The sequence below is a fragment of the Gordonia sp. JH63 genome, from assembly GCF_009856645.1.
Taxonomy (GTDB): domain Bacteria; phylum Actinomycetota; class Actinomycetes; order Mycobacteriales; family Mycobacteriaceae; genus Gordonia; species Gordonia hongkongensis.
In genome coordinates, this window is the sequence record NZ_CP047235.1 from 3923595 (window position 1) to 3933907 (window position 10313).

General features: G+C 67.8%; 13 protein-coding genes. 7 read left to right on the forward strand and 6 right to left on the reverse strand.

Annotated elements, in window-relative coordinates:
* The first annotated feature begins 7 nt into the window (after positions 1-7).
* The 3 genes from sigK to GR168_RS17610 all read left to right on the forward strand — a co-directional run bounded on the left by sigK (position 8) and on the right by GR168_RS17610 (position 2762).
* On the forward strand, positions 8-616 hold the full coding sequence (gene sigK / locus GR168_RS17600) for an ECF RNA polymerase sigma factor SigK (protein WP_058252002.1): 609 nt from the start codon (positions 8-10) through the stop codon (positions 614-616).
* A 7-nt stretch (positions 617-623) separates the two neighbouring features.
* A complete protein-coding gene (locus tag GR168_RS17605; protein WP_159371340.1) occupies positions 624-1568 on the forward strand; it encodes an anti-sigma factor in 945 nt (314 codons plus the stop codon).
* 231 nt (positions 1569-1799) lie between these two features.
* Positions 1800-2762 carry an alpha/beta hydrolase family protein gene (locus GR168_RS17610; protein ID WP_238995099.1) on the forward strand — a complete coding sequence of 321 codons (963 nt, stop codon included), beginning with the start codon at positions 1800-1802 and terminating at the stop codon, positions 2760-2762.
* 26 nt (positions 2763-2788) lie between these two features.
* Here GR168_RS17610 and GR168_RS17615 read toward each other — a convergent pair whose 3' ends face one another.
* Positions 2789-3148 (reverse strand): LuxR C-terminal-related transcriptional regulator, encoded by a 360-nt coding sequence (locus GR168_RS17615; protein WP_159371341.1) that lies wholly within the window; start codon positions 3146-3148, stop codon positions 2789-2791.
* A 126-nt stretch (positions 3149-3274) separates the two neighbouring features.
* On the reverse strand, positions 3275-3949 hold the full coding sequence (locus tag GR168_RS17620) for a LuxR C-terminal-related transcriptional regulator (protein WP_159371968.1): 675 nt from the start codon (positions 3947-3949) through the stop codon (positions 3275-3277).
* A gap of 390 nt (positions 3950-4339) precedes the next feature.
* Between GR168_RS17620 and GR168_RS17625 the strand changes: the two genes are divergently transcribed.
* Both GR168_RS17625 and GR168_RS17630 read left to right on the forward strand, forming a co-directional pair.
* Positions 4340-5095, forward strand: a complete 756-nt coding sequence (locus tag GR168_RS17625; protein ID WP_159371342.1) for an acetoacetate decarboxylase family protein — start codon at positions 4340-4342, stop codon at positions 5093-5095.
* Between the two features lie 55 nt (positions 5096-5150).
* Positions 5151-6167 carry a pirin family protein gene (locus GR168_RS17630; RefSeq protein WP_159371343.1) on the forward strand — a complete coding sequence of 339 codons (1017 nt, stop codon included), beginning with the start codon at positions 5151-5153 and terminating at the stop codon, positions 6165-6167.
* 7 nt (positions 6168-6174) lie between these two features.
* Here GR168_RS17630 and GR168_RS17635 read toward each other — a convergent pair whose 3' ends face one another.
* Both GR168_RS17635 and GR168_RS17640 read right to left on the reverse strand, forming a co-directional pair.
* A complete protein-coding gene (locus GR168_RS17635; RefSeq protein WP_159371344.1) occupies positions 6175-6846 on the reverse strand; it encodes a CE1759 family FMN reductase in 672 nt (223 codons plus the stop codon).
* Positions 6843-7943 (reverse strand): LLM class flavin-dependent oxidoreductase, encoded by a 1101-nt coding sequence (locus GR168_RS17640; RefSeq protein WP_159371345.1) that lies wholly within the window; start codon positions 7941-7943, stop codon positions 6843-6845. The genes GR168_RS17635 and GR168_RS17640 overlap by 4 nt, the downstream gene beginning before the upstream one ends.
* 132 nt (positions 7944-8075) lie before the next feature.
* On the opposite strand from GR168_RS17640, the gene GR168_RS17645 reads away from it, so the two are divergent.
* Positions 8076-8609 carry a DUF4878 domain-containing protein gene (locus tag GR168_RS17645; RefSeq protein ID WP_065631796.1) on the forward strand — a complete coding sequence of 178 codons (534 nt, stop codon included), beginning with the start codon at positions 8076-8078 and terminating at the stop codon, positions 8607-8609.
* 80 nt (positions 8610-8689) lie between these two features.
* Positions 8690-9325, forward strand: a complete 636-nt coding sequence (locus GR168_RS17650; RefSeq protein ID WP_159371346.1) for a DUF4190 domain-containing protein — start codon at positions 8690-8692, stop codon at positions 9323-9325.
* A gap of 120 nt (positions 9326-9445) precedes the next feature.
* Here GR168_RS17650 and GR168_RS17655 read toward each other — a convergent pair whose 3' ends face one another.
* Both GR168_RS17655 and GR168_RS17660 read right to left on the reverse strand, forming a co-directional pair.
* Positions 9446-9763 (reverse strand): hypothetical protein, encoded by a 318-nt coding sequence (locus GR168_RS17655; RefSeq protein ID WP_006360233.1) that lies wholly within the window; start codon positions 9761-9763, stop codon positions 9446-9448.
* A gap of 305 nt (positions 9764-10068) precedes the next feature.
* The gene (locus GR168_RS17660; protein ID WP_006360234.1) at positions 10069-10296 is read right to left on the reverse strand and encodes an MbtH family protein; all 228 of its coding nucleotides are present in this window, start codon (positions 10294-10296) and stop codon (positions 10069-10071) included.
* Positions 10297-10313: the final 17 nt, after the last annotated feature.

Sequence of the window (10313 nt, forward strand, 5' to 3'; positions counted from 1 at the left end):
TGGAACCGTGACACCGGACGATGGCAGCGCGGCCACCGACGCGCACCACGGACGCGGGGGCGAAGCACAGATGCTGCGGGAGTTGCTGGCCGCAGCCGCGACAGGCGACCGGACCGCGTTCTCCACGCTGTACGACCGCACGAGTTCACGGATCTACGGACTCGCGTTCCGCGTCGTGCGGGACCGTCAGTACGCGGAGGAGATCGTCCAGGAGGCGTACCTGCAGTACTGGCAGAAGGCCGGCGAGTACCAGCCCGGGCGCGGTTCGGTCATCACATGGATGATGACCATCGCCCACCGGCGGGCCGTCGACCGCGTCCGATCCGAGGAGCTCCAGCAACAGCGCATGTCGCAGTACGGCGCGGTCTCGGTGGAGACACCGCGGAACATACCGCTCGAGGTCGTTGTGCAGACCGACGAGGCGCGTACGCTACGAACATGTCTCGGCACGCTCACGGAACTGCAACGGAGCTGCATCGAGATGTCGTATTTCGGGGGCCTGACCTATCCCGAGGTCGCCCGGCACACCGATACCCCCTTGCCCACCATCAAATCTCGGATTCGAGATGGCCTGCGTCGGTTGAGAACCTGCCTGAGGACGCACGAGGACGCCTGATCCCACAATGACCACATCCGATACGACCGGGGACCGCGGGGCCACCTGGCTCGACGACCACGTCGAATTGTTCGCCGTCGGCGCGCTGACCCCCGACGAGACCAGACGCGTCGAGTCAGAACTCGCCGCACTTCCACCGCACGAGCGGGCCGAACACGACGCCCAGATCGCCGACATCCAGGCGGCCATGGCGGGTTTCGCGACGACCTATGCGCTCGACGCACCGCCCGAACTCCGGGACCGGGTGCTGCAGCACGTCTTCGAGGGTGCGGCGCTGACCCCGGAGGCCTACGTACCCTCAGGCATCGAGCCGGGTCCGCAGAACCCGGCCGCCGCGGTCGATCCCGTCCCGCCGGTCGCACCCGCGGGAACGGGCCGATCCGGCGAGAGCGACCTCGCGCCGCCACCGCCGCCGGTCGAATTGCGGCCCCGCGACTCCCGCCACGGACAGCATCGATCGGGTGGGACCGCGCGGCGCCCGGCACGCGCAACGGCGATCCTGGCGGCCGCGGCGGTGACCGTGGCCGTGGCGCTCGGGGCAGGCGTGCTCATCGGTCGCACCACCGCCCCCGAGTCGTCCACCTCGTCGACGGCGCTCAGCGACTCCCAGCGTGAGGTGCTCGGGGTACTCACCGCCGCGGACGCGTCCGTGAGCGTCGAGCCATTGGCCGACGACCGGGGCACCATCGCGGTGGTGACGTCCGAATCGGCCGACCAGGCGGTCGCGCTCCTGCGGGACCTGCGCACGCCCATCCCGGCCGACAGCACCTATCAGTTGTGGCTGGTGGGCGGCGCACCGCAGCCGGTGCCGGCCGGACTGATCCCCGGAGACGACACCGCCCCGGTGGTGGTGGACGACGTGCGCGGGTCGAGCGTGCTCGCGGTCACCATCGAACCGGCCGGCGGTTCGCCGCAGCCGACGACGCCGATCCTCGCCCAGGTCGCCCTCTAGGCCGGCGAGAATTCGATCCTTCGGGTGACAGCCCTGGCGATCTCCGCTCGTATCGTTCTTCTGTGTGCGGGCGATCCATAGACTGTGGGGCCGTCATGTCGGCGCGTCCGATCCGACGGGATCTCGAGAACGAGTGGGTGTGATGTGAACGGAATCGGTCGTCGGGAACAGCGGCAGCGACATCCCGGCGGGTGGAGAGTCCTCGCCGGGTTGCTGTCGGTGGCTGCGGTCATCGCGGGCCTCGCGACCGCTCCCGGGGCCCCGGCGATCGCCGCGCCGTCGTCCCCCGACGGTTCCCGCATCGTCGACTCCTACACCGATGACCCGCAGCAGGTGACGCTGCTCGTCCACTCCGCCTCGATGAACCGCACGGTCCCGGTCACGGTGCTCACGCCGCGGGATCGGACCCGGCCGGCGCCCACCCTGTACCTGCTCAACGGCGCCGGTGGCGGGGAGGACTCCGCGACCTGGGACGCACGGACCACCTACAAGCGGTACTTCGCCGACCGGCACGCTTATGTCGTCACCCCGATCGGTGGCGCCTACTCGTACTACACCGACTGGCAGCGCGACGATCCCGCTCTCGGCCGCAACAAATGGCAGACCTTCCTCACAAAGGAACTGCCGCCCCTGATCGACGACGAGTTCGACACCACCGGCGTCAACGCGATCGCGGGGATCTCGATGGCGGGGACCTCGGTGCTCAATCTCGCCATCGCCGCCCCCGGGTTGTACCGATCCGTCGCCGCCTTCAGCGGGTGCGCTCGGACCAGCGACCCGGCCGGCCAGCAGTACATCCGGCTGGTCGTCGAGGACCGCGGTCAAGCGAACATGACCAACATGTGGGGCCCGCTCGACGGTCCCGGCTGGCGAGCCAACGATCCCTACCTGAACGCGGCGAAGCTGCGCGGCAGCAAGGTCTACATGACGACCGGGACGGGAGCACCGGGTGTCCACGAGCAGCTGACCGACCCGAGTATCGCGGGCGACGGTTTCACGCTGGCGAACCAGGCGATCGTGGGCGGCGGGATCGAGGTCGCCATCGACATCTGCACGCGGCAGATGGTCGGGCGTATGCGTGCGCTCGACGTCCCGGTTCAGGTGAACTTCCGCCCGACCGGTACCCACTCATGGGGTTACTGGCAGGACGACCTGTACCAGACCTGGCCGCGTATCGAACGCGACCTGCGCTGAGCGCTCACTATTTCGAGGATCACGCCTCACCACTGGTCGAGACCCGTGTAACCGTCCTGGAGTGCTCGCGCGAAAAGGTGGGTTTTCGTCGGCGCACTTCGCCCGACAGCGGTGTACTTCGCCCGGATGCGCGCAAGGTGCGTGCTCACCGTGGACGCCGAGATGAAGAGTCGTGCGGCGGCATCTTCTTTGGACTCGGCGGCTAGCCAGGCGAGCAGAACCTCGACCTCCCGGTCCGACAGACTCGGACGTGTCACTGCCGTTGAGCGTTCGACGGGAACCAGGTAATCAACCGGCTTGGAACGTTGCCGTGGCACGACTCCGTGCCGCGGTGCGGCCGCCGTCCTGGCTCGGAAGATATCTGAAGTGACCGTCATTGTTCCCATCCCCTGTTCAGACCGGCGCTATCTCGTGTGTCCCCGACGCCCCAAATCAATCTGTTCCAACGTTAAGACGGCGTAGTAACTGTCGGTAGACCCAGAAATGGGGACTCGACTCCCGCTGCCATGCCGTCAGCCATGTTTCGTTCGCCCCCAGGCCCCGTCAGGTGTTGCCCGTCCCTCGTGCCGGTACCGCTGCGGCACCGGGAGCCATCCGTCTTCGACGGCACGCTTGAAGAGATCCACCTTGGTGCGCGTCGGCCGCCCGGCGTCCGCATACTTCTGGCGAATCCGCTTGAGGTACTCGTTGACCGTCTCCGCGGAGACCCCGAGAGCAGCCCCGACCCGGGCCGACGTCTCGCCGGACGCGTACAGCGCCAACACTTTCTGCAACTGAGGCGACAGGTCGACAGTCGCCAGTTCGGGGTCGCCGTCTATGGCGGCAGCCCATTCTGTGGTGAGGACCGCCCGGCCGTCGGCGGCCGCCCGGATGGCATCGATGATGACCGACTCGTCCGCCGACTTGAGCACCACGCCGAGCGCTCCGGCGCGCGCCGCCGATCTCAACAGCGCCGGATGCTCTCCAGAGGTGTACACGACGGTGGCCACTCCGGCCGCCGACAATGCGTTGACGTTCTCGCGAGGCGTGGTGCCGTCGTCGAGACGGAGGTCCAGCAGGACCACGTCGAGCTGCATGACACTGAGCACGCCGGCAACCGTCGTCGCCGAGCAGACCAACGAGATGTCCGAAACTGTGTCCAACACTCGTTCGATTCCCCAGATCGGGGACCGATGGTCGTCGACCATCCCAACCCGGATCGCCGCATGACCCTCCGACGAATCCTCGTCGATCGAGGTCGTCTGCTCGTCGTTCACCAACACCCCCACGAGGCACATGCGAGACTCTCAGCCTTTACTCAGCTTCACGTTACTGAAACCTCGATCAAAGCTACGTGTCGAGTCGGACATATCACCCGTCGGAGCGCGAAACTGCACCAACTGGTCCCGATCTGACAGCTGGCGTGTCCACATTCTTGGGGACACCACCCGGATGGGTCCCGCCGGGAGCGAAGGCATGCAAGACTAGAACATGTTCTAAAAAGGGTGATCGTGCCGGCGTCGGCCGGCGACAAACCGACCAGCCCCCGACCAGACCCGACCCGATCCGACCCGATCCGACCCGCAGGAGCAGAACAGGTGAGCGCACCTTCGACGCACGATGTACTCGGTACCCCGGTGACCATGCCGGTCGAGGTCCGGCACGCACGGTGCTTCGTCGCCGGTTTCACCGCCGACACCCGGGCCGTGGCACGGGCCATCGACGCCGAATCGGCACAGCCCGGGACGCTTCGCCCGTTGCGCATCCGACCGGGTCGCACCATGTGCATGCTCGTGTTCGTCGACTACGTCGACGGCGACCTCGGACCGTACAACGAGTTCGGCGTGTGCTTCCTCCTCGAGGATCCGACCACCCCACCCGCCTCACCGATCCGCGCATTGCGCTCACTGCTGAAGGGGGACGCGCGTGCGCTGGTGCACCGGCTCCCCGTCGACGGCGACTTCACCCTGGCCGCCGGGCGCGGAATCTGGGGATTTCCGAAGACACTCGCCGAGTTCGAGGTCGATCACTCCTCCGCCACCAGACGCGGCCGCCTCGTGTCCGACGGCGCACTCGTCGCCGACCTGAGTGTGAAGCCGGGGCTCAAGGTCCCGGACTCCACCGCCGACACCGTGTTGCACGCCTATTCGCAGCTGGACGGGATCACGCGGATGACACCGTGGCGGCTCACCTCGACCACCGGGACCCGCACCCGGATCGGCGGCGCGCGCCTGACCCTCGGCGACCACCCCATCGCCGACGAACTCCGATCCCTGCAGCTGGGGCGGCATGCCCTGATGTCGAGCTCGGCCGATCGGATCTCGATGCGTTTCGAGAACCCCACGCTGGTCTGACCGCGATCTCCGCCGGTTCGCGGACGTCCGTGCCGTCGTCGCGGACAATGGTTCCATGAGCAATCTCGAGACCGACCCGGTCGAGGTCGAGTGCCATGCCGATGCCGGCGTCGCCGCGGGTTCGGGCCTCCTCCACATGGACGGCCTGACCGCGCGCGACGTACCGCTCGGCGGCCCACGCGCGATGACGGTGCACCGGACCCTCCCGCAGCGGTCACGTTCGCTGATCGGAGCCTGGTGCTTCATCGACCACTACGGCCCCGATGACGTCGCGAGCAGCGGCGGGATGGACGTGCCTCCACACCCGCACACCGGACTCCAGACGGTCAGCTGGCTGTTCACCGGCGAGGTCGAGCACCGCGACACGATGGGCAACCACGCGATGGTCCGCCCCGGCGAGATCAACCTCATGACCGCCGGGCACGGCATCGCGCACACCGAGGTCTCGACACCCGACACCACCACCCTGCACGGGGTGCAGCTGTGGGTCGCGTTGCCGGCCGAGAATGCCGACACCGCACGCGACTTCGCACACCACCGGCCCGATGCTCTCGACCTCGGCGGGGTCACCGCCAGGGTCTTTCTCGGCGAACTGTTCGGCACCCGCTCGCCGGTGCACACGTTCACGCCGTTGACCGGCGCCCAGCTCGACTTCGCACCCGGCGTGGCCGTCGACATCGACGTCGACCCGGAACACGAGCACGGCATTCTCGTCGACACCGGAAGCGTCGAGGTCGCCGGCGCCGACGCCGCACCGCTGGCCCGCACCGAGCTGGGCTACATCGGGTTGGGCGCTAGGCGGATCACGCTCACCAACGTCGCCGAGACCGACGCCCGGGTGATATTCCTCGGCGGCGCACCGCTGGCGGAGGACATCGTCATGTGGTGGAACTTCATCGGGCGCACACACGACGACATCGTCGGCTTCCGGGACCAGTGGGAGGCGCGCAGCGAACGCTTCGGGCAGGTGCAGGGTTACGTCGGTGCGACGCAGCACCTGCCCGCGCCGCCGCTGCCGCACTCACGGCTGCGCGCCCGGGCCAACACCCCGGGGCGCGCCGCCCCCGAGTGAGAGCGCATCACGCCGTTCCGAGCAACCTCGCGAAGTTCGCGATCCCCGCGGCCTCGACCGCCTGCTGCCTGCCGTCGGCCACGGGCGCGCGCGGCGGTTCCCCGTTGCCGCCGGCATTCCCCGGGCCCGTGCCACCCCTCGGTCCGAGGAGCGAGACGAGTTCGGCTGCGGCACGGCCGATCCGGTCGTTCAACGACGCGGTGTCCCCACCGGCGCCCGCCCAGTCCGCCGACGCGGCGTAGACGCCGGTCGGCAGGACGACGGCACGTAGGTAGGCGAACAACGGTCGCAGCGCGTGGTCGAGCACCATCGAGTGGCGCGGGCTGCCGCCGGTAGCCCCGATCAGCACCGGTTTGCCCGACATGGCGTCAATGTCGACGAGATCGAAGAACATCTTGAACAGTCCGCTGTACGACGCGTTGAAGACCGGGGTCGCCACGATCAAGGCATCGGCCCCCTCGACCGCGTCGAGTGCCGCGCGCGCCCGGCCCGAGGCGAAGCCGACCGTCATCGCCTGCCCCAGGTCGGCGACGAGGTCACGCAGGTCGACGATCTCGACGTCCGCGCGGCCCGCCCCGAGTCCTTCGGTGACGGCGGCGACCATCCGGTCGACGAGCAGTCGCGTCGACGACGGTTCGGAGAGACCGGCATTCACCGCGACGATCCGCAGGGCGGTCACGAGGACACCTCCACATCCTGATCGGCTTCCTGGCGGGCGGCGACGAGCGAGGCGTGCGTCGGCGCGTCGGGAACGTCGTCGGGACGTCCCTCCGCGAACCCGGCGCGCAGGTCCGGCAGCACCTCGCCCAGCAGGTCGAGCTGCTCCAGCACGGTCTTGAGCGGCAGGCCCGCATGATCGACGAGGAACAGCTGACGCTGGTGGTCGCCGAAGGTCTCCCGGAAGGTCAGCGTCTTGTCGACGAACTCGGCCGGGCTGCCGACGGTCAGCGGCGTCTGCGAGGTGAAGTCCTCGAGCGACGGACCGTGTCCGTACACCGGCGCGTTGTCGAAGTACGGGCGGAACTCGCGCACCGCGTCCTGCGACTTCGGCCGGATGAAGAACTGTCCGCCGAGCCCGACAACGGCCTGGTGGGCCTTGCCGTGGCCGTAGTGCTCGTACCGTTCGCGGTAGAAGTTGATCAGCCGCTGGAAGTGCTCGTTGGGCCAGAAGATGTTGTTCGCGAAGAACCCGTCCCCGTAGTAGGCCGCCTGCTCGGCGATCTCGGGACTGCGGATCGAACCGTGCCAGACGAACGGTGCCACGCCGTCGAGCGGGCGCGGCGTCGAGGTGAAGGACGTCAGCGGGGTCCGGAACTGTCCTTCCCAATCCACCACATGCTCGGTCCACAACCTATGCAGGAGGTGGTAGTTCTCGATCGCCAGCGGGATCCCCTGGCGGATGTCCTGGCCGAACCACGGATAGACCGGACCGGTGTTGCCGCGCCCGAGCATCAGGTCGACACGCCCGTCCGCCAGATGCTGCAGCATCGCGAAGTCCTCGGCGATCTTGACCGGGTCGTTGGTCGTGATCAGCGTGGTCGCGGTACTCAGTTGCAGGCGCTCGGTCTGCGCCGCGATGTAGGCCAGGGTCGTGGTGGGCGACGACGAGAAGAAGGGCTCGTTGTGGTGCTCACCGAGCGCGAACACGTCGAGCCCGATGTCCTCGGCCTTCTTGGCGATCTGCACGATCGCCTTGATCCGCTCGTGTTCTGTGGGCGTCGTGCCCGTGGTCGGGTCGGTGGTGATGTCACTGACGCTGAAGAGTCCGAACTGCATGTCGCGCCTCCTTGTGATGGTTACACCGAGCATAACCGGACCGCGGTCCGATTAATTCCGGTGGCCGGTGAGTTAGTGTTGGCTCACTGCGGAGAAGCGCCGCGGATAGACAACTGCATCGAGGAGAGTCGCATGAAGATCCGGAAGTCCGTCGCTGCCGTCGCCCTCGCCGGGGCCGCTTTGTTCGTCGCCACCGGTTGTTCGGAGTCCACCGACACCGTCGACGAGGCGACGAGCGCGGTGTCCACCGCCGTCGAGTCCGCGGCGAGCCAGGTCGAGACCGCCGCCAGCGACGCGGTCGACGAGGTCACCGGGCTCAGCAATGACGACGCACAGGAAACCCTGCGCCAGGCCATCGACCCGAACACTTCCTCCGAGGAGCTCGACCAGGTCATCGACGTCACCAACCCGGCCACCAAACCGGCCGCGATGGCTTTCGCCAAGGGCGCCTCCGCCGCGGGATACACCCCGGACGCGTTCTCGGTGAAAGAGGTCACCGAGGACGGCGACAAGGCCACCGCGACCGTCGCGGTGAAGAGCCCGCATTCTTCGACGCCGGTCGACATCCAGCTCGGCTTCGTCAAGGTCGACGGCGACTGGAAGCTCAGTGGTGACGCCATTCAGCAGCTGATCAGCATGGGCAGCGGCCAGCAAGAGGGCAACTAGACCCACGGCGTACGTCGCCTCCTCGCCTACACTCGGACAGGTGCGGTTCCGACCCGGAGCCGGGCGGCGAGGAGGTGTACATGCGTACCGATCAACCCACCCATCCGTTCGCTGCGCCGGCGACCGAGCGCCATGACCGCTGGCCGCTTGTCAACGATCTCGACGACACCGAGTTGCCAGCTGCGGCCGAACCGACCGGCACGCGGGTCGACGTGCACGTTGCGGTACCCGCGTCGCCGAAGCTGCCGACCAGGGTCGAGCCCGCGGCGGAATCGTCACCGCGGATGGTGACGCGCGCCGCCGGCCGGCTGCCGGCACGGGAACATGCCGCATTACCACCGGTGGGCGACTTCTGGGACCTGGAGAACGCCGGCCGGGCGCCCCTGGCCGCGATGCCGCTGCCCGCGCGGACCTTTCCGGCGCGCCCGGCGCCGTACCTGACCCGGCCCGTCGGCGGCCGTTCCGTCGCACCGGCGGCCTCGCTGGCGCTCACCACCGGGCTGATCTCCATACCCCTGACCCTCCTGCTGGGACTGGGCGCGATCCTCGGACTGATCGCCGTCGTCGCCGGCGCGGTCGGAGTCAGACAGGTTCGACGCGCCCCCGCGGAGCGCAAGGGCACCGGGCGCGCGATCACGGGCATCGTGACCGGCGCCGGCAGTGTGATCGTCGGCGGCCCGATCCTCTTCCTCGTTCTGCTCCTCGCCGGACTGTAGCCGCAGGCGCACTCTTCGAGGCCTGTCGCCGCCACGCTTGTCGCCGCCACAGTCGCACGACCGCAGAAACAACGAGACCCGCCTGTCGGCGGGTCTCGTCGGGTATGTCGGTGCGGGCCTCTAGCTGACCGCGCGGAGTCGGGGCCGGACCGAGGCGACCTCGCCGCGCTCGCGGCCGAGCCAGGCCTGGATCTCGCCGATGACCTGCAACCGGGAATCAACCGGGTCGATGTCCACGAGAGACGGCATGCAGTGCATCAGGGCGGCGTAGAACGCCGAGGTCGGCGACATCCCGTACTCGGCCAGCACGCTGCCGTAGTCCTCGACGCGATCGGCGAGTTCACCGTAGGTGAGAGCGTCATCGCCCAGCCGAACAGCGGTCAGGTGGGGCGTGATCGCCCCTCGTGTCTGGATGTCATCCAGTAGTAGCTGGTCCATGATTACTGCCTTCCCGCCCGTGGAGCGTCAATCGCTGTGTCCCCGCCTCCCCTGACGTTGGTACTCATGCGATCCTTCAACCAAGTGTGCCCTACCTCATTCAACTAGTAGAACACTGACTCAACATGTGTGGGATATTCCACAACAATTTCGGTAACTGTGCTGCAATCCGATGTTACGGCTGTGACTGCAGTTGCGACAGGTCACCACTGGGTTGATTCTTTACCTGTTATCCACGTGCAACTGTCCCGAGATTCGAGCACGACCGACTTTCGCGATCGCGAGTGTCGGGGCCCGTCACCGACTCAGGCGTCGCCGCTCTTGTCCGCCTCCATCGCCTCGATGAGGCTCTTGGGCCGGAGGTCGGTCCAGTTCTGCTCCACGTACTCCAGGCACGCGGCGCGGCTGTCCTCGCCGAAGACCTTGGTCCACCCGGCGGGGATGTCGGCGAACGTCGGCCACAGCGAGTGCTGGTTCTCGTCGTTCACGAGCACGTAGAAGCGGCCGTCCTCGTCGTCGAATGGGTTCGTCATGGGTGTCCTTTCTCCAT